Source organism: Actinotalea soli (assembly GCF_017565425.1).
Lineage (GTDB): Bacteria > Actinomycetota > Actinomycetes > Actinomycetales > Cellulomonadaceae > Actinotalea > Actinotalea soli.
Window position 1 is genome coordinate 14,963 of the sequence record NZ_JAGEMK010000006.1, and the last position, 21,983, is coordinate 36,945.

At 72.5% G+C, this 21,983-nt stretch carries 17 protein-coding genes; 7 read left to right on the forward strand and 10 right to left on the reverse strand.

The genetic code is table 11. The annotated features are described in order from the left end of the window. Window positions 1-8: 8 nt before the first annotated feature. From J4G33_RS11735 to J4G33_RS11750, 4 genes are all read right to left on the reverse strand, one after another. On the reverse strand, window positions 9-1,361 hold the full coding sequence (locus tag J4G33_RS11735; protein WP_307793867.1) for a Gfo/Idh/MocA family protein: 1,353 nt from the start codon (window positions 1,359-1,361) through the stop codon (window positions 9-11). Window positions 1,362-1,487: 126 nt separating this feature from the next. Next, window positions 1,488-2,843, reverse strand: a complete 1,356-nt coding sequence (locus J4G33_RS11740; RefSeq protein ID WP_208056162.1) for an ABC transporter substrate-binding protein — start codon at window positions 2,841-2,843, stop codon at window positions 1,488-1,490. Between the two features lie 83 nt (window positions 2,844-2,926). Further along, window positions 2,927-3,928 (reverse strand): carbohydrate ABC transporter permease, encoded by a 1,002-nt coding sequence (locus J4G33_RS11745; protein WP_372435058.1) that lies wholly within the window; start codon window positions 3,926-3,928, stop codon window positions 2,927-2,929. 13 nt (window positions 3,929-3,941) lie between these two features. Further along, entirely contained in the window at window positions 3,942-4,883 is a 942-nt protein-coding gene (locus J4G33_RS11750; protein WP_208056163.1) for a carbohydrate ABC transporter permease, read from the reverse strand. Between the two features lie 263 nt (window positions 4,884-5,146). Here J4G33_RS11750 and J4G33_RS11755 point away from each other — a divergent pair, with 263 nt between their 5' ends. After that, window positions 5,147-7,441, forward strand: a complete 2,295-nt coding sequence (locus J4G33_RS11755; protein WP_307793868.1) for a DUF6807 family protein — start codon at window positions 5,147-5,149, stop codon at window positions 7,439-7,441. After that, complete coding sequence (locus J4G33_RS11760; protein WP_208056164.1) at window positions 7,438-8,991, forward strand: UxaA family hydrolase; 1,554 nt, start codon at window positions 7,438-7,440, stop codon at window positions 8,989-8,991. Before J4G33_RS11755 ends, J4G33_RS11760 begins: the two co-directional genes overlap by 4 nt. Window positions 8,992-9,059: 68 nt before the next feature. On the opposite strand, the gene J4G33_RS11765 is transcribed toward J4G33_RS11760, so the two are convergent. Both J4G33_RS11765 and uxaC read right to left on the reverse strand, forming a co-directional pair. Further along, window positions 9,060-9,422, reverse strand: coding sequence for an ester cyclase (locus tag J4G33_RS11765; protein WP_208056165.1), 363 nt, complete (start codon window positions 9,420-9,422; stop codon window positions 9,060-9,062). 85 nt (window positions 9,423-9,507) lie between these two features. After that, window positions 9,508-10,950: a glucuronate isomerase gene (gene uxaC, locus J4G33_RS11770; RefSeq protein WP_208056166.1), complete on the reverse strand. Its 1,443-nt coding sequence runs from the start codon at window positions 10,948-10,950 to the stop codon at window positions 9,508-9,510. A 197-nt stretch (window positions 10,951-11,147) separates the two neighbouring features. Between uxaC and J4G33_RS11775 the strand changes: the two genes are divergently transcribed. The 5 genes from J4G33_RS11775 (at window position 11,148) to J4G33_RS17840 (ending at window position 17,213) form a co-directional block, all read left to right on the forward strand. After that, window positions 11,148-12,221 (forward strand): LacI family DNA-binding transcriptional regulator, encoded by a 1,074-nt coding sequence (locus J4G33_RS11775; RefSeq protein WP_208056167.1) that lies wholly within the window; start codon window positions 11,148-11,150, stop codon window positions 12,219-12,221. Continuing rightward, window positions 12,218-13,738 (forward strand): mannitol dehydrogenase family protein, encoded by a 1,521-nt coding sequence (locus J4G33_RS11780; protein ID WP_208056168.1) that lies wholly within the window; start codon window positions 12,218-12,220, stop codon window positions 13,736-13,738. The genes J4G33_RS11775 and J4G33_RS11780 overlap by 4 nt, the downstream gene beginning before the upstream one ends. A 190-nt stretch (window positions 13,739-13,928) precedes the next feature. Beyond that, window positions 13,929-15,086 (forward strand): Gfo/Idh/MocA family protein, encoded by a 1,158-nt coding sequence (locus J4G33_RS11785; protein WP_208056169.1) that lies wholly within the window; start codon window positions 13,929-13,931, stop codon window positions 15,084-15,086. A gap of 8 nt (window positions 15,087-15,094) precedes the next feature. Beyond that, entirely contained in the window at window positions 15,095-16,087 is a 993-nt protein-coding gene (locus J4G33_RS11790; protein WP_307793881.1) for a sugar phosphate isomerase/epimerase family protein, read from the forward strand. Window positions 16,088-16,307: 220 nt separating this feature from the next. Continuing rightward, window positions 16,308-17,213, forward strand: coding sequence for a DUF559 domain-containing protein (locus J4G33_RS17840; RefSeq protein WP_208056170.1), 906 nt, complete (start codon window positions 16,308-16,310; stop codon window positions 17,211-17,213). Window positions 17,214-17,377: 164 nt separating this feature from the next. On the opposite strand, the gene J4G33_RS11800 is transcribed toward J4G33_RS17840, so the two are convergent. The 4 genes from J4G33_RS11800 to J4G33_RS11815 form a co-directional block, all read right to left on the reverse strand. After that, on the reverse strand, window positions 17,378-18,139 hold the full coding sequence (locus J4G33_RS11800; RefSeq protein ID WP_208056171.1) for a deoxyribonuclease IV: 762 nt from the start codon (window positions 18,137-18,139) through the stop codon (window positions 17,378-17,380). A 31-nt stretch (window positions 18,140-18,170) separates the two neighbouring features. Next, window positions 18,171-18,512, reverse strand: a complete 342-nt coding sequence (locus J4G33_RS11805; RefSeq protein ID WP_208056172.1) for a cupin domain-containing protein — start codon at window positions 18,510-18,512, stop codon at window positions 18,171-18,173. A 73-nt stretch (window positions 18,513-18,585) separates the two neighbouring features. Then, a complete protein-coding gene (locus tag J4G33_RS11810; protein ID WP_208056173.1) occupies window positions 18,586-19,764 on the reverse strand; it encodes a GDSL-type esterase/lipase family protein in 1,179 nt (392 codons plus the stop codon). Window positions 19,765-19,828: 64 nt separating this feature from the next. Next, window positions 19,829-21,952: an FAD-dependent oxidoreductase gene (locus J4G33_RS11815; protein WP_208056174.1), complete on the reverse strand. Its 2,124-nt coding sequence runs from the start codon at window positions 21,950-21,952 to the stop codon at window positions 19,829-19,831. Window positions 21,953-21,983: the final 31 nt, after the last annotated feature.

Here is a 21,983-nt window from a genome sequence, read left to right on the forward strand (position 1 = left end):
CGTCCCGCTCAGGTGAGGCCGAGGCGCAGGTCGGCGGTCCGCACGGGCAGGCCGGTCTCGAGGGAGGTGTTCCCCGCGATCCCGACCACGACCGAGCGCACGCCGTCGAGCAGGCCTGCTGCTCGGCCGAGGGGGTCGTGCTCGACCCCGCGGAAGAGGTCGTGCAGCATGCGGTCGTCCCCGCCGCCGTGGGCCCCGGGGCCCTCAGGGATGGGGACCGTGCGGGCCTTGCCCCAGTGCTGCTGCACCACGAGCCGCTGGGCGCGGGGCCGGACCGGGGCCTCGTCCTCCTCGGGGACGTCGACCACGCTCGGGTCGATCACGAGTCTGCCGTCCTTGCCCACCAGGACCGCCCCGCGCTCGACGACCTCGAGCTCGGCCCGTCCGGCGGTGCCGTTGACCGACACCCGGTACCCCTCCCAGGGGCTGTGGGCGTTGAGGGAGTAGGTCAGGGTCGCCCCACGGGCGTAGTCGACCAGCACCGAGAGGTTGTCCTCGATGGTGATCCCCGCGGTGAAGACGTCCTTGTCGCGCAGGTAGCCGTCGTGCTCCTCGGCGTCGAGGTAGAGGCTGGTCAGCCGCGGGTCCTCGCGCAGGTCGAGCAGGAAGGGGTCCTTGCTGCGCCCGTTGCGACCGGTGCCGCGCGCGGGTCGCCGGATCAGGCCGCGCCGTCGGGCGTTGGCCTGGCCGTAGAAGCGCAGCGCGCCGCTCGCGTAGACCCGGGACGGCAGGTCGCCGAGCCACCAGTTGACCAGGTCGAAGTGGTGCGAGGCCTTGTGCACCAGCAGCCCGCCGGAGAGGTCCTTGCGGCGGTGCCACCGGCGGAAGTAGTCCGCGCCGTGCATCGTGTCCAGCACCCACTCGAAGTGCACCGAGGTCACCTCGCCGATCTCCCCCGAGGCGATGACCTCCTTGAGCGCGGCGTTGCGCGGGGAGTACCGGTAGTTGAAGGTCAGGACGGCGTCACGCCCGGTGCGCTCGGCCGCGTCCACGATGCGCCGGGTCCCCGCGAGGTCGATGGTCATGGGCTTCTCGAGGACGACGTCGGCCCCGGCCTCCATGGCCCGGGCGACCACCTCGGCGTGGGTGTGGTCGGGGCTGGTCACCACGACGGTGTCGACGTCCTCGACCTCGACCATCTTCTCGAGGTCGTCGGGCTCATACCGGGCCGGGAGGGTGGTCAGACCGGCGGACCGGACCAGGCCGTCGTAGTAGTCCATCCGTGCCGGGTTGGGCTCGCACCAGGCCACGATCTCGCCGACCTCGGCGTGCGGGCCCAGCAGCGCCTCGACGTACATCTGCGACCGGTGCCCGGTGCCGACGACGGCGTAGCGCCGTCGTCCCTGCGAGCTGTCACCCACGCGCGTGCTCCTCGTCCTTCGAAAGCGGGAGTGGGGGGGGGGCGCCCGCGGGGGGGCCCCCCCCCCCCCCACCGCTGGGGTCGCTGATCGACCGAGGCTCGGTGGCCGGTCAGCGACGGCTGGGGGTCACTGACCGGTGGCGGTCTCGACCTCGTTGATGAACTGCTCGGCGGCCTCCTGCGGGCTCAGCCGGTCGAACAGCACCTCGGCGTTGATGCGCCGGGTGATCTCGGCGACCTCGCCGGCGCCCACGGGGGGCACGGGCAGACCGTCGACGATCTCGTCCTCGAGGTCGGCCAGGAAGTCGGCCGCCTGCTGGTCGATCTCGGAGAACTGGTCCTGGACCGCGGCACGCACCTCGGTGTTGGCCGGCAGACCACGGTCGGAGAGCATCAGCTCGGCGGCCTCCTCGCTGTTGAGGAGGTAGTCGATCAGCGTCGCGGCGGCCTCGGGGTACTGCGAGTTGGCCGACATCGAGTAGAACATCGCCGGCTTGAAGTACATGCCGGTGCGCTCGTACTGCGACTCCCCCGGGTGGCGCAGCAGGGTGATGTCGCGGCCTGCCGCGTTGCTCACGGCCTCGAGCTGGTTGGTCCAGAAGAAGGCCATCGCCCCGGAGTTGGTGCCCACGAGCGACTGCTCGGGACCGCCCGCGTCGACCTCGATGGTCTCCGAGGCCGAGGGCGTGCCGCCCTGGTCGCGCAGCTGCAACGAGATCTCCCACCACTCGGCGAGGGTGTCCGCGCTGAAGCCGAGCGAGCCGTCCTCGTTGTAGAGGTTCTCGCCCCGCTGGCGGGCGAAGATGGCGAAGCCGGGCTCGTTGAACCCGTAGTCCTGCGCGCCGAACACGCCGTCCTCGGTGTTGGCCGAGATCTCGCTGGCGATCTCGACGTAGTCCTCCCAGGTCCACGTCTCGTCGTCGGGCATCTCGACGCCCGCATCGGCGAAGATCTGCTCGTCGGCGAGGATCGCGTAGGCGTTCACGCCGGTGGGGATGCCGTACTGGCCGCCGTCCGTCTGGCCCGCCTCGATGATCGAGTCGTCGATGCTGGACAGGTCGATGGTGCCGGAGAACTCGTTGAGGTCGGCCAGCACGTTGCGGCTCGCGTAGTCGCGCAGGTAGCGCTCCTCCTGGGTGATGACGTCGGGGGTGTCCCCCGCGGCGACCGTCGTCGCGAGCTTGTCCCAGTAGCCGTTCCAGTCGGTGAAGTCGCTGACCACGGTGATGTCCGGGTGCTCCTCCATGAAGTTGTCGAGGATCTCCTGGGTGACCTCGTGCCGGGTGTCCGAGCCCCACCAGGCGAAGCGGATGGTGGCCTCGCCCTCGGCGGCGGGGGCCTCGTCGCCGTCGTCGTTGCTGGCTCCGGGGACGCCGCTGTCACCCGAGCAGGCGGTGAGCGCGAGCCCGGCAGCGGCGACGAGGGCCGCCATGCGCATGCCGCGGCGCCGGCCCGGGGTCTGGGTACGGGTGTGGTGGGACATCGTGCTCCTCGGTGGTTGTGGTGCGGCGCTCGATGGTGGGTCGAGCGGTCCTGCGGTGCTGTCCTGCGGTGTGCGGCGCCGGGCTACTTGATGCCTGTCGTCGCGATGCCCTTGACCAGGTACTTCTGGCCGAAGAGGAAGACGAGGAAGATCGGGATGAGGGACACGATGGACATCGCGAACAGCGACCCCCACGAGCTCTCACCGGTGGAGTCGACGAAGGTCCGCAGAGCCACCGGGACGGTGTACATGTCCGGGTTGGTCAGGAAGATCAGCTGGCTGAAGAAGTCGTTCCAGGTCCAGATGAAGGTGAAGATCGCCGTCGTCGCCAGGGCCGGGGTGGCCAGCGGCAGCATGATCCGGAAGAAGATCCGGGCGTGCCCCGCGCCGTCGATGCGTGCGGCCTCGTCGAGCTCCTTGGGGATGCCGCGGAAGAACTGCACCATCAGGAAGATGAAGAAGGCGTCCGTGGCGAGCAGCTTGGGCACGATCAACGGCAGGAACGTGTTGATCCACTCGAGCTGGGAGAACAGGATGTACTGCGGCACGATCACCACGTGGATCGGCAGCATGATCGACATCAGCATGATGGCGAACCAGATCGGCCGGCCCTTGAACTTCAGCCGGGCGAAGGCGTAGGCCGCGAGCGAGCAGCTCATGAGGTTCCCGAGCACCGAGCCGAGAACGATGATGAACGAGTTCAGCAGGTAGTGGCTGAACGGGTGCAGCAGCGCGTTCCAGCCGACCGTGTAGTTGCTCAGGTCGAGCTCGGTCGGCAGCAGCGACGGGTCGCGGAAGATGAGCGCGTTGGGCTTGATCGAGCTCGAGAGCATCCACAGCAGCGGGTAGAGCATCACGAAACCGAAGCCGATGAGGCCGGCGTGCTTGAGAAGGCTGCGCACCCGGGACCCTGCGGTGCGCCGGTGCTTGCGCAGCGGCGGTCGCTCGTCGGTGCTGAAGGCCACGGCGGGTACTGGCAGGGTGCCGGCGCCCCCGGAGGCCGCACCGGCCTGGGACTGCGGGCCGGGAGGGACGGCCTCGGTGACCGACGCGTCGCGGGCGGGGTTCTCGCGGGGTGTGCTCACCGCGTCCTGGCGCTCAGTCATTGTAGAAGACCCAGTACTTGGAGAAGAAGAAGTTGGCGGCCGTGAGGGCGGCGATGATGACCAGCAGCAGCCAGGCCATCGCCGAGGCGTAGCCCATGTCGAAGCTGCGGAACCCGTTCTGGTACAGGTACAGCGTGTAGAACAGCGTCGAGTCCGCTGGTCCGCCTCCCCCGCCGCTGACGACGAAGGCCTGGGTGAAGGCCTGGAACGCGCCGATCACCTGCAGGACGAGGTTGAAGAAGATGATCGGGGTGAGCAGCGGGAGGGTGATGCTGACGAACTTGCGCACCCGGCCTGCGCCGTCGATCGAGGACGCCTCGTAGTACATCTCGGGGATCTGCCGCAGACCGGCCAGGAAGATGATCATCGGTGCCCCGAAGGTCCACACGTTGAGGATCATCAGGGTGCCGAGGGCGTAGTCCGGGTGGGAGACCCAGCCCTGCCCCTGGATGCCGAAGATGCCCAGCACCTGGTTGACCAGCCCGTTGGTGCCGAAGATCTGGCGCCACAGGATCGCGATCGCGACGCTGCCGCCCAGCAGGGAGGGCAGGTAGTAGACCGACCGGTAGATGGCCAACCCACGGAGCCCTCGGTCGAGCACCATCGCCAGGCCGAGGGCCGCGGCAAGCTGCAGCGGCACCGAGACGAAGACGTAGGTGAAGGTCACCACGAGGGAGTTGTGCAGCCGCGGGTCGTCGAGCATCCGGACGTAGTTCTCGATGCCGATCCAGCTGGGCGCCTCGAGCAGGCTGTAGTCCGTGAAGCTCAGGTACAGCGAGGCGAGGAGCGGCCCGGCCGTGATGAGGCCCAGGCCGATGAACCAGGGGGCGAGGAAGAAGATCGCCGCCTTGTTGTCGCCCCGCTCGCTCGGGCTCAGGGTGTCCTTGGCGCCCTTGGTCTTGCGGAGGGCTGCGAGCTCACCGAGAGCGGACACGAGTCACCCCCGTGCGGATCTGGGAGGCCGTCGCGAGCGGGCTCGCGCTGGGCCGGACGTCGGTCATGCACACTCCTCGGTGATCGCCCTTGATGGACCGAGCTGGTACTGCCGTGGGCTGACGCTACATCACGTCTGCCGCGAAGGTGGAAAGCGTTATCCATCTTCTGATACAACTTTGGTACCAGCCCTCAGAACGTGATGTCAACCACACTCGAGCCAGGTCGGCACCCCCGGCAGGCCGCGACGGAGCGGAGCAGGACGTGACCCCGAGCCCCTCGGACCAGGCCACCCAGGCCACCCCAGCAGGGCCGCCACCTGCGCAGACGCTCGACCGGGACAGTCTGCGGGCCCCCGGCGGCCCCGACGGCGCGGGCCCCGCGGTGGCCCTCGTCGGGGTCCATGGGCACGGCAGGTCACATCTCGGCAACATCTGGCGCCTGCACCGCGCGGGAGCCCTGCGGCTCGTCGGACTGGTCGACCTCACCCCGCTCGACGAGGCCGGCCCCTGGCCCCCCGAGGTCACCTCCGCCGAGGACCGCGCGGCCCTCCTGGCGACCCCCTGGACCGAGGACGTCGACGCCATGCTCGCCGAGGCCCGGCCGGACGTCGTCGTCATCTGCACCCCCATCCACACCCACGCAGACCTCGCCGCGCGAGCCCTGCGCGCCGGGGCCGACGTCCTGCTCGAGAAGCCCACCACCGCCTCCCTCGCCGAGTTCGACGAGCTGCTCGACGTCGAGCAGGAGACGGGCCGGGTGGTCCAGGTGGGGTTCCAGACCTTCGGCTCGACGGCCCTGTCGATCGTCCACGAGCTGGTCGCCGACGGGCTGATCGGCGAGGTCACCGGCGTCGGCGCGACCGGGACGTGGGTGCGGTCCCTGGACTACTGGACCCGGTCGCGGTGGACGGGCCGTCGCCAGCTCGAGGGCCGGCCCGTGGTCGACGGCGTCACGACGAACCCCCTCGCCCACGCGGTCGCCACGGCCCTGCACCTGGCCGACGCCCGCACCACCGAGGACGTCGTCGAGGTCGAGCTCGACCAGTACCGCGCCAACGACGTCGAGGTCGACGACACGACCGCCGTGCGCATCACGACGGCCACCGGGCTCCGGGTGACCCTGGGCCTGACCCTGTGCGCCCCCGAGCACACCCAGCCGCGGGTGATCGTCCAGGGCACCACGGGCCGGGCGATCCTCGACTACTACGCCGACACCGTGACGGTGACCCGGCCCGACGAGGCCTCGGGGTCGCCCGCGGGACGCAGCCACACCCTGCAGGGATCGCGCACCACCCTGCTCGAGGACCTCCTCGCGCACCGCTCCGAGGGCACCCCGCTGCTGAGCCCCCTCGCGGGGACCGGCGCCTTCATGCGGGTGCTCGACGCGGTCCGGGCCGCACCCGACCCGCTGCCGATCGGCCCCGAGCACGTCACCTCGGTGACCGACGAGCTCGGCACCCACCTCGTGGTCGACGGCGTCGCCACCTGGTGCGCCCGCGTGGCGACCGAGCACCGCACCTTCGCCGAGCTGGGCGCCCCCTGGGCCGCGACCCCCGGATCGTCCAGGTCGACGCCTGCCGCGCCGCGGCCGGTCAAGATCCCGCCGTGGTCCGAGGCCCCGACGTGGCGCGAGCACGGGGACCTGCTGCGCGTCGAGATCGCGGGCACCGAGGTGGCGCGGTACGTCGACGGCAGCGGCAGCCCCGACTTCGACTCCCCGCGCCCCCACCTGCACCCCGTCCGCACGCCGGGCGGCACGGTCGTGACCGATGCCGCGCCGCTGGACCACACCTGGCACCTGGGCCTCGCCGTGGGCGTGCAGGACGTCGCGGGGGCCAACCTGTGGGGCGGGCGCACCTACCTGCGCGGTGCCGGCTACACGTGGCGCCGCGACCACGGGCGCATCGTGCACCAGGAGTGGGTGCGGCGGGCGCCGGGCTCGGTCAGCCACCGGCTCCTCTGGGCCGGGCCCGACGGCCAGACCCTGCTCGAGGAGGTCCGCGACCTCGCATGGTCACCGCTCGACGCCGGCTCGTGGCGGCTCGACCTCGCCTTCCACCTGAACCTCCCCGAAGGGGTCGAGGAGCCCGTCGAGCTCGGCAGCCCCGGGTCCCACGGCCGCGACCAGGGCGGGTACGGCGGGCTCTTCTGGCGCGTCGCCCCCTGCGAGGGCATCGACCTGCGCACCCCGGCGGCCCGTGGCGAGGCAGCCGTGCACGGCACCCGCCCCGCCGACGGCGCGCGCTGGCTCGCCTGGAGCGCGACCGCCTCGGCCGCGGGAGGGGACGGCGCGGCGGACCGCGGGGCCGAGGGCGCGCAGGACTTCACGATCGCCGTCCTCCCGGCAGACGAGCAGACCGCCCAGGACCCGTGGTTCGTGCGGGCGGCGGACTACCCGGGCCTGGGCTCGGCCCTCGCCTGGGACGCCCCGGTCGAGGTCGGCGCTGCGGGGCTCTCCCGATCCTTCACGATCCTCGTGGCCGACGGCCGGTGGGAGGATGGGCGCGTCGAGGCGGCGCTCCAGGACATGACGCACCGACGGAAGGACGCCCGATGACCACCGTGACCCTCGACCTCGCCGAGTGCACGCTCCTGCTGCGCGCCGAGGACCACGTGGCCGTGGCGACCCGGGACCTGCAGTCCGGCACCGTGCTGCGCGCCCCCGACCACGCGGGCGGTGAGCTCACCGTGACCCAGAGCGTGCCGCGCGGCCACAAGCTCGCGGTACGAGGGGTCGGCGTCGGGCAGCCGGTGCGCAAGTACGGGCAGTCCATCGGCCGCGCGACCGTGGCGATCTCCCCCGGGGACCACGTGCACACCCACAACCTGGGCATGGACGAGGTCGACCAGGACTACGAGTTCGGCACCGCGCGGGTGAGCCCGACGGCCCCCGTGGGCCCTCGCCCGACCTTCCAGGGGTACCGCCGCGCCGACGGCCGGGTCGGCACCCGCAACTACGTCGCGATCCTCACCTCGGTCAACTGCTCGGCGAGCTCGGCCAAGCTCATCGCCGACCAGTTCCGCGGACCGGTGCTCGAGGCCTTCCCGCACGTAGACGGCGTCGTGGCCCTGACCCACACCAGCGGCTGCGGCATGGTGCCGACCTCGGAGGGCGGGCAGATGCTGCTGCGCACCCTGCGCGGCTACGCGAGCCACCCCAACGTCGTGGGCCTGCTGGTGCTGGGGCTCGGTTGCGAGATGATCCAGGTCGACCAGGTGCTCGACGGCCTCGAGCTCTCCCCCGACACCCTCGTCGAGCAGCTCACCATCCAGGAGACCGGCGGCATCCGACGGACCGTGCGGGCCGGGGTCGACGCCATCCAGAAGATGCTCCCCGAGATCGACGCGCTGCGGCGCGAGGAGTGCGACGTCAGCGAGCTGGTGCTGGGTCTCAACTGCGGCGGCTCGGACGGGTACTCGGGGATCACCGCCAACCCGGCCCTGGGCCACGCCTCGGACCTGCTCGTGGCCTACGGTGCACGCTCGGTGCTGGCCGAGACCCCCGAGGTGTACGGGGCCGAGCACCTGCTGACCCGGCGGGCTGTGGCCCCCGAGGTCGGCCAGCGGCTGCTCGACCGGATCGCCTGGTGGCGGGACTACGCCGTCGCCGGCGGGGGCACCCTGGACAACAACCCGTCCCCGGGCAACAAGGCCGGCGGGCTCACCACCATCCTCGAGAAGTCCCTGGGGGCGGTGGCGAAGGCGGGCGCGGCCGAGCTCTCGGCGGTCTACCACTACGCCGAGCCGATCAGCTCGCCCGGGCTGGGCTTCATGGACACCCCCGGCTACGACCCCGTCTCGGTGACCGGCCTGGTCGCGGGCGGCGCGAACGTCGTCGTCTTCACCACCGGCCGCGGCTCGGTGCTCGGCTGCAAGCCCAGCCCGTCGATCAAGGTCGCGACCAACACCGAGATGTACCTGCGCATGGCCGAGGACATGGACCTCAACGCCGGGCGGATCGTCGACGGCACCGCGACCCTCGAGCAGGTCGGGGAGGAGATCTTCGCCAAGATCCTCGCGGTCGCCTCGGGGGAGACCACCGTGAGCGAGGAGCTCGACCTCGGGCAGGACGAGTTCATCCCCTGGCAGCTGGGCACCGTGACCTGAGGAGCAGGAGCGACCTCCGCCCGCCCCGGCCGGTGGCGGGCGGCGACGGGGACGGACGGCGGTGAGCCTCAGCCGAGGGTGACCGTCCCGACCCAGTACTCGACGATCCGGCCGTCGCGCACCCGCACGAGGTCGTTGCCGGCGAAACGGACGGCCCCCTCGGGCGAGGCGCCCGAGCCGATCCAGCGCCCCGCGACGAGGTCCCCCTCGACCACCGGGCCGACGGCCAGGGCAAAGGTCAGGTCGGTGAACATCTGCTGGGTCTGCGCGACGACCTCGGCGAGCTCGGCCGGCCCGCGGACGGTGCGGTCGGGCCAGTAGCCGGCGAAGTCCTCGGTGACGAGCTCATGGGCGGCCTCGGGGGTGCCGTTCCACAGCTCCTCGAGCCACCGACGGTAGAGAGCGTGGGAGTGCGACGTCGCCTCAGCCATGGTCCGAGCCCATCACGGACCGGCAGCGTCGACAAGCCCCCGCCGCCCTCTCGTCGTCGGTCCCCTCGGCGAGCCCCGTGGCAGCTCAGCGCAGGGCCGGGTAGGCCTGCTGCGGCAGGCGGTACGCGAGGTCGACAGCGGTCTCGGCGGCCTCGTCGAGGTCGAGGCGGTGCTCGGCGACCAGGCGGGCGAGGAAGCCGGCGTCGACCCGGCGGGCGAGGTCGTGACGGGCCGGGATCGAGAAGAAGGCCCGTGTGTCGTCGACGAACCCGGTGGTGTTGTAGAACCCCGCGGTGTCGGTGACCATCTCGCGGAACCGGCGCATGCCGTCGGGGGTGTCGAGGAACCACCAGGGCGCCCCGAGCTTCATCGCGGGGTACACCCCGGCCAGGGGGGCGAGCTCGCGCGAGTAGATCGTCTCGTCGACGGTGAAGACGATGAAGCGCAGGTCGGGGTGGTGGCCGAAGGCCTCGAGCAGGGGCCTCAGGCTGCGGCTGAACTCGGTCGAGACCGGGATGTCGTAGCCGACGTCGGGGCCGCGCTGGGTGAGCACCTGGGGGTCGTGGTTGCGCAGCACGCCGGGGTGCAGCTGCATGGTCAAGCCGTCCTCGGTGGACATCCGCGCCATCTCGAACAGCATGTGGCCGCTGAAGGCTGTCGCCTCGGCCGTGGTCACCTCGCCGCGCAGGGCCGCAGCGAAGATCCGTCCGGCGTCCTCGGCGCTGAGCGGGGTGGTGTCGGCGGCGAGGTGGCCGTGGTCGGTGGCCCGGGCACCGGCGGCGAGGAAGGCTCGGCGGCGCGCCTCGAGGGCACGGAGGTAGCCGTCGTAGGAGTCGACGGCGAGGTCGGCCCGCTCGGCGAGGAGGGCGACGTCCGCGGCCCAGGTCGGGGCGTCGAGGTGCAGGAGCGCGTCGGGGCGGAAGGTCGGGACGATGCGCTCGCCCCAGCCCCGCTCGGCCAGGGCCCCGTGGTCCGCGAGGGTCGCCGTGGCGGGGTCGGTGGTGGCGAGGATCTCCATGCCGAGGCTGTCGACGAGGGCCAGCGGCCGGAACTCGGGGGTGGCGAGCCGCTCGGTGATCGCGTCGTAGAGGCGGTCGGCGGAGTCGGCCGAGGGCCGCTCGGTCACCCCGAAGACCTCGACGAAGACGTGCTCGAGCCAGAACCGCGTCGGCGTGCCGCGGTACAGGTGCCAGTGCTCGCAGAAGGTCCGCCAGATGGCACGGGGATCGGCCTCGACCGGGCCGCCGTCGCGGCGCGGCACGCCCAGGGAGTCGTGCGGGACCCCCTGGGAGACGATCATGCGGACGAGGTAGTGGTCCGGCACGACGAAGACCTCCGCCGGGTCGCCGAAGGGCTGGTCGGCGTTGAGCATGGCGGCGTCGACATGGCCGTGCATCGAGACGATGGGCAGGTCCCGGGTGCTCGAGTAGATCGAGCGTGCGAGGTCCCGCGTGGTGGGGTCGGCCGGCAGCGCGCGGTCCGGGTGCAGCCGCCAGGGCCCGCCCGTAGGGCTCGTCGACGATGACATGAGGCCTCCTGGTGAAACGCGATGAAACGATCTCGTCCGCAGCCATCCTGCCTTCCGCGGCGGAAACCGCACAAGCCCACGAGGAGATTCCAATCGCGGGCCGGCGGGCGTGAGATCTCGTGGCCCCTTGATGCAACAGGATGAAACGTGGTGCACTGCTCCCACCCCGCCTCAGCGATGTGGAAGGACCCACCCCCATGGCCACGCTGCGTGATGTCGCTCGGGCGGCCGGGGTCTCCCCGGCCACGGCCTCCCGTGCCCTCGCGACCCCTGACCGGGTCTCCGCCGACCGTCGGGACCGGGTGGCCCGGGCCGCTGCCGAGCTCGGCTACCGCGCCCCGCGCACCGAGCACGCCGCAGAGGGCCGCCGGCTCGGGGTGATCGTCCCGGACCTGCAGAACCCGTTCTTCTCCGGCATCGTCAAGGGGGTCCAGCACCGGGCGCGCTCGGCCGGGATGGCCGTCCTCGTCGCCGACTCCGACGAGGACCCGCACCTCGAGACCGAGCTCGTCGCCCAGATGGGTCCCCAGGTCGACGGGATCGTGCTCTGCTCGCCACGGATGTCCGACCAGGCCCTCGCCACCTTGCCCACGAACCCCGAGATCGTCCTGGTCAACCGGGAGTCCGAGCACCTGCGCTCGGTCATCATCGACAACGACGACGGGATCCGGCAGGCGGTCCGTCACCTGCACGCCCTCGGGCACCGGCGCATCGCCTACGCAGGGGGCCAGTGGGGCTCGTGGTCGGACCGCGAGCGCCGACGTGCCCTCGAGATCGCGGCGCACGACCTGCCCGAGGTCGAGCTCGTCCAGCTCGGGCACTTCCCCATGGTCTTCGCGGGTGGTGTCGCCGCGGCGGACCTGGTCTCGGCCAGCGGGGCGACCGCCGTCGTCGCGCACAACGACCTCATCGCCCTGGGCATCCTCGACCGGCTGCGCTCGCGCGGGGTCGACGTCCCCGGCCAGGTCTCCGTGGTCGGCTTCGACGACGTCCCGACGGCCACCCACGTCTCGCCCACCCTGACGACCGTCGCCGTGCCCCTGCGCCAGCTGGGCCGCACCGCCGTCGAGCTGCTCCTCGAGGCCGAGACCAGCGTCGGGGCCGGACCGGCCACCGACCGGGGCGAGCCAGACCTCGAGCCCGAGGGGGTGCTCGTCGTCCCGGTCTCCCTCGTGGTGCGGGACTCGACCACGGTCACGGCACCCCGCGAGCGTCACCGCCCCGGTCACGGCCCCACCGACCCGACCGCCGCCAGCCCTGGAGCACCATGAGCGCCCCCCGCCTGTCCCTGCGCACCCTCGCCGAGCACCCGCCGCAGCGCGCCGAGGTGCGCGGCCCCGCCGTCGACCCCGCGCGCACCGGGATCGGGATCGTGCACCTGGGGGTCGGGGCCTTCCACCGCGCCCACCAGGCCGTGTTCACCGAGGACGCCGCGGCGGCCACCGGCGAGGAGGGCTGGGGCATCCTCGGGGTCACCCAGCGCAGCCCGCGGGTGGCCGAGCAGCTGGGCCCCCAGGACGGTCTGTACTCGGTGCTGACCAAGGGGCGCGACCACACCTCGCTGCGGGTCGTCGGCTCGATGCGTGGGGCGGCCTTCCTGCAGGCCGAGGCCTCGCTCGTGCTCGACACCATCGCGGCGCCCACCACCCACGTGGTGAGCTCGACCGTCTCGGAGAAGGGGTACCGGCGCACGTCGTCGGGCCGGCCCGACCTGGAGGACCCGGACCTCGCGACCGACCTCGACGTGCTGCGCCGCGAGCTCGGGGCCCGGGGCACGGGCAGCACCGGCGGCTGGGAGCTGCCCGACGCCGCCCGCACGCCGATCGGTGCCCTGGCCCGGGGGCTGGCCCGCCGGTTCTCCCGGCACGGGGCCCCGCTGACCGTGGTGTGCTGCGACAACATGACGGACAACGGGCGGGTCGTGGCCCTGCTGCTCGACGGGGTGCTGAGCGCGGTGGGGTCGGACGCCGCCCCGCTGCGCGCCTGGGTGGCGACCTCGGTCCGGTTCCCGGTGACGATGGTCGACCGCATCACCCCCGCGACCACCGACGCGCACCGCGCCGAGGCCACCGCCCTGCTCGGGCTCGAGGACCACGCGCTCGTGGTGGCCGAGCCGTTCAGCCAGTGGGTGATCGAGGACGACTTCGCCGGCCCGCGTCCCGCCTGGGAGCGCGCGGGGGCGAGGATCACGGCCGACGTCGCACCCTGGGAGCAGGCCAAGCTGCGCATGCTCAACGGCGCCCACTCGGCGATCGCGTACCTGGGCGCCCTGCGCGGGCACGCCATGATCGACGAGGCGGTGCTCGACCCCGAGGTCGACGCCGTGGCACGGCGCCTCATGGACGAGGAGGTCACCCCGACGCTCACCCCGCCCGAGGGCCTCGACCTGGCCGCCTACCGCGAGGAGATCCTCGAGCGCTTCGCCAACCCGAGCACCGGCTACACGACCCTGCAGGTGGCCGGGGACGGGTCGCAGAAGCTGCCCATCCGGATCCTCGCGACCGCGGCCGACCGGCTCGAGGCCGGCTCGGTGCCGGTCGCCGCGGCACGGACGATGGCGGCGTGGATGGTCTTCGTCGCCCGGGGACGCGACCGCACCGGCCGCGAGCTCAGGCTCGACGACCCCCTGGCCGATCGGCTCCGGGCGGCGGCCGAGGGGGACGACTCCGGGCTCGCCGACCGGATGCTCGAGGTCGAGCAGGTCGTCCCCGCCACGGTGCGTGAGCACGACGGGTTCCGCGCCGAGGTGCGGACCGGCGTGCAGGACCTGCTGCGGCTCGTCGGCTGACGGCGGGCCGGGCGGCCGCGGACGCCTGGCGGGGCGTTCCGGACGCCTGGCGGGGCGGCCGCTGACCGCAGGAGGCGCTCGTCTGCTTGACGCGGAGCAGGGTCGCTCCCTAGTCTGCGGGAAAGCGCATTCCCACCCGCGCGCCAGAGCCCACAGCGGCCGCCAGGCGGCACGACGTTTCGGAGACACCATGACGGTCCTGCGCATCGCGATGAACGGCATCACCGGGCGGATGGGGTACCGCCAGCACCTGCTCCGCTCGATCCTGCCGATCCGCGAGGCCGGGGGCGTCGAGCTCCCCGACGGCACGCGCCTGCAGGTCGAGCCCGTCCTGGTGGGACGCCGCGAGGCAGCGGTCCGCGAGATCGCCGAGCGCCACGGCATCGAGCACTGGACCACCGACGCGGAGAGCGTGCTGACCGACCCCAGCATCGACGTCTACTTCGACGCCCAGGTCACCTCCCGCCGGGCCGCCGCGCTGACCGCCGCGATGAAGGCCGGCAAGCACATCTACACCGAGAAGCCCACGGCCGAGACGCTCGAGGAGGCCGTCGAGCTCGCCCGCATCGCCCGCGACTCCGGCGTCACGGCCGGCGTCGTGCACGACAAGCTCTACCTGCCGGGCCTGGTCAAGCTCCGCCGTCTAGTGGACGAAGGCTTCTTCGGCCGCATCCTGTCCCTGCGCGGCGAGTTCGGCTACTGGGTCTTCGAGGGGGAGGTCCAGGAGGCCCAGCGGCCCAGCTGGAACTACCGCAAGGAGGACGGCGGCGGCATGACCGTCGACATGTTCTGCCACTGGAACTACGTGCTCGAGGGCATCCTCGGCGACGTCAAGAGCGTCATCGCCAAGACCGCGACCCACATCCCCACCCGGTGGGACGAGCAGGGCACGCCGTACGCGGCCACGGCCGACGACGCCTCCTACGGCATCTTCGAGATCGAGACCCCCGCCGGTGACCCGGTCATCGCCCAGATCAACTCCTCGTGGGCGGTGCGCGTCTACCGCGACGAGCTCGTCGAGTTCCAGGTCGACGGCACCCACGGCTCGGCCGTGGCGGGGCTCACCAAGTGCGTGGCCCAGCAGCGCGCCCACACCCCCAAGCCCGTGTGGAACCCCGACCTGCCCGTCACCGAGTCCTTCCGCGACCAGTGGTCCGAGGTGCCCGCCAACGCCGAGCTCGACAACGGCTTCAAGCTGCAGTGGGAGGAGTTCCTGCGCGACGTCGCCGCGAAGCGCGAGCACCGCTTCGGCCTGCTGTCGGCCGCGCGCGGCGTCCAGCTCGCCGAGCTGGGCCTGCAGTCCTCGGCCGAGGGCCGCCGTCTCGAGATCCCCACGATCTCGCTGTGAGCGCCGGGGTGCCCGGAGACGCCGCGGCGGCTGCCGAGACGTCGTCGGGCGGGGCCGGGGACCTGGCGCGACTGTCCCTCAACACCGCGACCACCAAGGGCTGGACCCTGCGCGAGGCGGTCGAGGGGGCGGCTCGTGCCGGGCTGCCCGCGGTGGGGCTGTGGCGGGACCGGGTCGCCGAGGCCGGGCTCGAGGAGTCGGCCCGGATCGTCCGCGAGGCCGGGCTGCGGGTCTCCTCGCTGTGCCGCGGGGGCTTCCTCACGGCCGCCGACGACGCCGGCATCGATGCCGCGCTCCAGGACAACCGCGCCGCGATCATCGAGGCCGCGACCCTGGGCACGAGCGAGCTGGTCTTCGTCGTCGGCGGGCTGCCTGCGGCCTCCACCTTCGGCGGGGCGGCGCTCCCGTACCCGGCGGACCGGGCTGCGGACGGCGAGGCGTCGACCTCGAGCGAGGCGGGCCGCGCCGTCGTCCCCGGGGCTGACCCGGCACGGGACCTGGTGGCCTCGCGGCAGCGGGTGGCCGACCGGATCGGCGAGCTCGTGCCCGTGGCTCAGGAGCACGGCGTGCGGATCGTCCTCGAGCCCCTCCACCCCATGTTCGCGGCCGACCGCGCCGTCATCTCGACCCTCGGCCAGGCCCTCGACCTCGCCGCACCGTTCCCGGCCGAGACCGTCGGCGTCGTGGTCGACACCTACCACGTGTGGTGGGACCCCGAGCTCGAGCGGCAGATCACCCGGGCCGGGGCCGAGGGCCGGATCGCCGGCTACCAGACCTGCGACTTCCTGCTCCCCTTCGCCGCCGACCCGCTGCTCTCCCGCGGGCACGTCGGCGACGGCTACGTCGACTTCGCGACCATCACGAGGTGGGTCACCGCCGCCGGGTACACCGGCGACGTCGAGGTCGAGATCTTCAACCAGACCATCTGGGACACCCCCGGCGACCAGACCCTCGCCACCATGGCCGCCCGCCACCGAACCCACGTCCTCCCACACCTCTAGCCCCCGCGCGCCAAGTCCCCGCATCCCCCCCCCCCGTCGAGATGTCACTTCTTGCCGGATAGGGCTCCCGGCGTTCCGCCAAGGATCGACATCTCAACGGCCGGGTGACGCGCAAGGGCAGAGGTGGGGGCTGGTTCCCCAGGTCGTCGGGCCACGGGATCGTCCCCAGGCGAGCGGTCCGCAGGGTGGCCGGGGCGCGCCGGTCCGGGACGGTGGAGCCGTGGCCCGTCGACCGGCAGCACTGCCCGATGCCCTCGTCGGGCGTCCCTTCACGCGTCGGGACGCCCGCGAGCTGGGCGTCGGCGACGACCGCTTGCGTCGTCGCGACCTGATCGCACCCTTCACCGGCGTGCGCGACACCACCCAGGACGCTGACCTGGGGCAGCACTGTCTCGCCGCCCTGTGCGCGCTCCCACCGGGGAGCGTCCTCTCGCACACGACGGCGCTTCGGCTGTACGGCGTCCCGCTCCCGTGGCACCTCGAGCGCGACACCTCCGTCCACGTGCACCTCCCACCCGGCGCGGGCAGGGTCCGGCATCGCGGCATCACCGTCCACCACCGCGCTGAGCCACTCCCTGCGGACCGGCTCGGCCCGCTCCCGGTGGTGCCCCCGTCGCAGGCATGGTGCGACGCCGCCACCCTCGTCGGGGGTGATGACCTGGTGGTGGTCGGCGACGGCCTGCTGCGCAGGAAGAGCCCACCGACCTCCCTCGACGCTATGGCCGATCACGTGAGGAGACTCCCGCCCAGGACGCGGGGCCGACGTCGGCTCCTGCAAGCCCTGCCCCTGCTGCGGGCACGGACCGACTCTCCGATGGAGACCCGGACCCGACTCGCCCTGGTGCAGGCGGGGCTCCCGTGCCCACTCGTCAACGAGCTCGTCCGGGACGCCCGCGGCGACGTGGTCGCGATGCCAGACCTCCTGTACTCCCACGCCAGGCTCGCGATCGAGTACGACGGGGATGTCCACCGCACGGACCCGACGCTCTGGCGCAGGGACGTCGAGCGTCGCGAGATGCTCCAAGACCTCGGCTACCTGGTGCTCGTGGTCACCGCGGACGTGATTCGGTTCGACCCCGACATCATCGTCCGACGCGTCCGCAACGCCCTCCGCACCCGCACCTGAGCAGGACCCACCCACGCCCCACCTCCCCCGCCCCCCGTCCCGTAGCGCGCCACCCACCCTTGAGATGTCACTTCTTGGCGGATACGCCCCGCGCAGGACCGCCAAGAAGCGACATCTCAACGGCTCTTCGTCCGACGACTCCTCCCTGGCGGGCGGGTGGGCTCTCAGGCGGCGAGAGCCTCGCGGAGGTAGGCGATGTCGTCGGCCTGGGTGTCGGTGGGGGTCTCGACGACGGCGTCGCAGCCGGCCTCACGGACCACGTGGGCGATGAGCTCGGGAGGGATGGTGCCCGCGGTGAAGCCGGCGTGCCGGTCGCGGCTCGAGCCGGCCTCGTCCCGCGAGCCGTTGGCGTGCACCAGGTCGATGCGGCCCGTGATGGCGCGCACCCGGTCGACGATGGTCTCGAGGTCCTCCCCCGCGGCCCACGCGTGGCAGGTGTCGAGGCAGAAGCCGACCTCGTACTCGCCGATCGCGTCCCAGAGCATCGCGATGCGGTCGAGGGTGCGCGCGCAGGCGTTCTCCCCGCCGGCCGTGTTCTCGACGAGCACCGGGACCGGGAAGGTGGCGCGCTCGAACATCTTGCGCCAGTTGTCCATGCCGGTGGCGATGTCGTCCCCGTCCCCCACGTGGCCACCGTGGACGATCAGCCCGCGGCCACCGAGCGCGGCCGCGGCGGACGCGTGCTCGGCGACCATCTTGCGACTGGGGATGCGCACCTTGTTGTTCGTGGTCGCCACGTTCACCAGGTACGGGGCGTGGGCGTAGAGCCCGAGCCCCGAGGCCATGAGGGCGTCGGCGTCCTCGCGCGGCACCGGCTTCTTCCAGCCCTGGGGGTTCGCGAGGAAGATCTGGACGGCCTCGGCCCCGACGGCGGCCGCCGCCGTCACCGGGTCGTCGTCGCGGACGTGCGCTCCGATCAGCACCATGGCCCCACGGTACCCACGCCGGCCCGCGGCCTCAGCGCTCCTCGAGGTTCTCCTGCAGGATCCGCGGCGAGGCGTGGATGCAGATCATCTCCAGCCGGTCCTCGCCCACGTTGAGGAACTTGTGCGGGGTCTCGGGCGGGACGACGGCGATGTCCCCTGGCCCGGCGAGGGTGTCGACGCCGTCGGCCGTGATCCGCACCGCACCGGCCCGCACCACCCAGGTCTCGGAGTACGGGTGCTTGTGCAGGACGGGACCGCCCCCGGGCGGGGTGTCGACGAGGAAGAACGAGACCCCCGACCCGTACCCCTCTCCCTCGAAGAGGGCGGTGCGCCCGCTGGCCGGGAGCTCGGCGGACCTGACCACGGTGAGCATGCTCCGATGCTCGCCCACCACGGGCCCCGCCGTCGAGCGCCCACCTCGCAGGGGCGGTCTCCGACGAACAGGTTCAGACCAGTCGGGGCAGCAGCGCGGCGAACCGTTCGCCCATGAGCTTCTGGCCGCGGGCCTCGGGGTGCAGCAGGTCGGGCATCGGCAGCGCCTCCCAGTCCTCCCAGCCGTAGAGCTCGCGCCCGTCGAGGTACCGCAGGTGCTCGTCCCCCGCGGCCCGACGACGGTCGACGACGGCGGCCAGCACCTCGCGGATCACGCCGAGGCTGAGCTTGTCGGCGGCCAGCTCCTCGGGGCGCCCGAGGGTGCGGAACACGGGGGCCTCCGGGGGCGAGGCGGGGTCGATCTCGGTGGGTCCGGGGCAGTCCTCGACCATGGGGCACAGGATCGGGGAGACGACGACGATCGGCGTGTCCGGGTGGCCCTCGCGGATGGTGTCGAGGAACCCCTCGACGGCGGGGCGGAAGGCGCGTCGTCGCAGGCAGTCGCGGTTGACCACGTTGATGCCGAGCTTGAGGGTGATGAGGTCGGCGGGCTGGTCGCGGATGGTCCGTGCGACGAAGGGGTCGAGCACGGCGTTGCCGGAGAACCCGAGGTTCACCAGGTCCAGCCCGGCGGTCCGGGCCGCGACCACGGGCCAGGTGCCGGTCGGGGAGTCGGCGTTGCCGCCGTGGCTGATCGAGCTGCCGTGGTGCACCCAGCGCGCGGCGCCCTGCTCCCCGGCCGACGGCGTCACGGGGGCGTCGGCCCGGAGCGCGACCAGGCAGGTGATCTCGTTGTAGGGCAGCCAGATCTCGACCTCGGCGTCCCGCCCGGGGAGCTGGTCGAAGACCACGGTCGCGAGCGGCCCGTCGTCGGCGGTCGCCGTCCCGCGGCGGAAGTCGAGGCGGTACGTGCCGTGCTCGGACGCGGTCGACCGGCCCATGAGCAGGCCGTCGACCAGCAGGTCGTAGGGGGCGGCGAGCGGCACGGGCCCGTCGAGGCCGTCCGGGGGACGGTTCGCCGAGACGGTGCGCAGGGCGCGGACGTCGAGCTCGACCCGATGGGCCGCCGTCCGGAAGACCAGGCGCACCCCGGCAGGCTGCTGCTCGCACATCGCGATGAAGTCGTCGGGCATCTGGGCGCGCGCCCCGGCCGGGAGCCGGTGCAGCACGAGACCCTCCGTCGTCGGCTCGACCTCGATGGCACCCGCGATGCGCACCGGTCCGCCGACCAGCGGGACGTCCACGAGACTCATGGGTGCTCCTTGTCCTGAGACTGGCCCACGCCGCGCGGGGCCCGGCCCACGGTGGAGGGCGCGCTCAGTAGATGTTGCGGTGCTCGCGGAACTCGCGCCAGACGTTCTCGAAGAAGTCGTCGTCCTCGGGGATCGGTCGGCGCGGGCGCCACCGGAACAGGGGACGCCCGGCGGGGTCCTCGGCGGTGCGAGGCTCGGGCTCGGACCACCCCTCGGGCAGCCCGTCGCCGGGGCTGCGGGTGCCGCCGGGCAGCCACGCCGCCTCCTGGATCTCCTCGTCGAGGGCCCCGCGGTCGAGGGTGAAGCGGAACAGCTCGGGCAGGTCGAGCTCGGTCTCGGCGTCGGGCCCGTATCCCACCTGGGGCAGGGATCCCTCGGGGTCGGTGTAGAGGACCGAACCGCGGGACTGGCCGCCGTGGGCCACGTAGTCGGCCATGGCCGAGAGGTAGACGTAGGCCGTGGTGAGGATGTCGCGGACCAGGAAGGTGCGGTTGACCGCGCGCCGCGAGCCGGCGTCGGCCGTGACGAGGTCCTCGTAGCGGGTGAGCCAGTCGTGGACCTCGACCAGGGCCTCGTGGATCGAGTGGGGGGATCGCACCGGACCGGCCTTGGCGCTCATGAGGACGCCGACGTCGCGCAGCAGGTCGCCGGTGTTGTCCGGCACCCCGGCCGCGGCGCGCTCAGTGGCCTTGGTGACGAGGTCCAGGGCCCCGGCGAGCACCGGGTCGGCCGCGGCGGTGAACTCCTCGGTCGAGGCCGGGTCGTCGGTGCGGCGGGTCGCGATGAACTGGGCGGCGCGCGTGGCACCGACCTGGCCGCTGTTGAGGGCCGCCCCACCGGGACGGTAGACGCCGTGGGCGCCGCCGGCCTCGCCCACGGGGAAGAACCCGCCGACGTTGGACTGCCACCAGGTGTCCACGAGCAGACCGCCGTTGTTGTGCTGGGCGCACACGTCGATCTCGAGCATCTCCTTCTCGAGGTCCACGTAGGGATTCTTGTCGAGGTAGAACTGGTAGGCGGGCTCGTTCATGCGCCGCAGCCGCTCGATGGGGGTTCCGAAGAGGACGCCGGCCCGCTCGAGGTAGTCGTGGGCCTCGGGGGACAGCGCGCTCGCATCCAGCTCGGGCTGCACCGGGTTGGTGCGGAAGTCGAGGAACACCCGCCGGCCGCGCAGCACGGTCTCGCGGTAGACGAGCAGGTCGATCAGCGAGGAGCCGTCGAGGGCCTTCCGGATGTCGAAGGGCCACTGGTACCCCTTGAGGAAGACCATCGAGAGCATGCGCCCGTAGTCGGGGATGGCCTCGGGGAGGAACTCGCGCTCGTCGTTGCCGTCGGCGTCAGTCGAGACGAAGCGCGGCAGCACCTGCATGTAGGTGCCCGAGACGTTCCAGCGGGGCTTGATCGAGGCCAGGCCGAACTGCCACTCGGTGAGGTTCTTGCCGTGGACGCCAGCGCGGTAGGCGGCCCCCGAGGCACCCCACTGCCCGTTGGGGAACACGCGCGTGGCGTAGATGCCCGCCGGCCCGCCGGTCGCGTAGACGATGTTGGTGCAGCGGAACAGCAGGTAGGGCGACTCGGCGCCGTCGTGCGGGACGTCGGTGCGCAGCACGAGCAGCCCGGTCACCTCGGTGCCGCCGTCGGGCCCGGCAGAGGGGCGGGTGATGATGTCGACCACGCGGCACTCGTCGTAGATGCGGGTGCCGTTGCGGTGCACCTTCTTCTCGAGCTGCTCGACCATGCTGCGGCTCGTGTACGGACCCACAGACGTGGCCCGACGGCGCGGGTCGTGGTCGGTCTTGTAGCCGATGAACTCGCCGTAGCGGTTCTGCGGGAAGGGCACGCCCAGGTCGCACAGGTGCAGGAAGGTACGGGCCGAGAGAGCGGCCTCGGCCAGGGCGTTGTCCCCGTCCATCGCCCCGCCGGAGAAGAGGGTCTCGGCCATCTCCCGCACCGAGTCGCCGTCTCCCCCGGAGAGGGTCAGCTTGTAGTAGGTCTGCTTGTCCGAGCCTGCGTTGCGGCTGGCCCCCGCGTTGACCTTGTCCGCGACCATGACGACGTCCTCCTGGCCGAACTCCCACAGCCGGTCGGCGGCGCAGAACCCGGCCGAGCCGGTGCCGACCACCACGGTGTTGGCGGTCACGACGGGCACCTCGCGCCCGGCGATCCGGAGCACCTCGGGGTCAGTCATCGGTCGGCTCCTTCGGGTCGGAGGGTACGGC

Excerpts from the sequence above, each read along its gene's own strand:
- J4G33_RS11740 (WP_208056162.1), bottom strand. The coding sequence starts at position 2,843 with ATGTCCCACCACACCCGTACCCAGACCCCGGGCCGGCGCCGCGGCATG.
- J4G33_RS11760 (WP_208056164.1), top strand. The coding sequence starts at position 7,438 with ATGACCACCGTGACCCTCGACCTCGCCGAGTGCACGCTCCTGCTGCGC.
- J4G33_RS11765 (WP_208056165.1), bottom strand. The coding sequence starts at position 9,422 with ATGGCTGAGGCGACGTCGCACTCCCACGCTCTCTACCGTCGGTGGCTC.
- uxaC (WP_208056166.1), bottom strand. The coding sequence starts at position 10,950 with ATGTCATCGTCGACGAGCCCTACGGGCGGGCCCTGGCGGCTGCACCCG.
- J4G33_RS11775 (WP_208056167.1), top strand. The coding sequence starts at position 11,148 with ATGGCCACGCTGCGTGATGTCGCTCGGGCGGCCGGGGTCTCCCCGGCC.
- J4G33_RS11780 (WP_208056168.1), top strand. The coding sequence starts at position 12,218 with ATGAGCGCCCCCCGCCTGTCCCTGCGCACCCTCGCCGAGCACCCGCCG.
- J4G33_RS11785 (WP_208056169.1), top strand. The coding sequence starts at position 13,929 with ATGACGGTCCTGCGCATCGCGATGAACGGCATCACCGGGCGGATGGGG.
- J4G33_RS11800 (WP_208056171.1), bottom strand. The coding sequence starts at position 18,139 with ATGGTGCTGATCGGAGCGCACGTCCGCGACGACGACCCGGTGACGGCG.
- J4G33_RS11805 (WP_208056172.1), bottom strand. The coding sequence starts at position 18,512 with ATGCTCACCGTGGTCAGGTCCGCCGAGCTCCCGGCCAGCGGGCGCACC.
- J4G33_RS11810 (WP_208056173.1), bottom strand. The coding sequence starts at position 19,764 with ATGAGTCTCGTGGACGTCCCGCTGGTCGGCGGACCGGTGCGCATCGCG.
- J4G33_RS11815 (WP_208056174.1), bottom strand. The coding sequence starts at position 21,952 with ATGACTGACCCCGAGGTGCTCCGGATCGCCGGGCGCGAGGTGCCCGTC.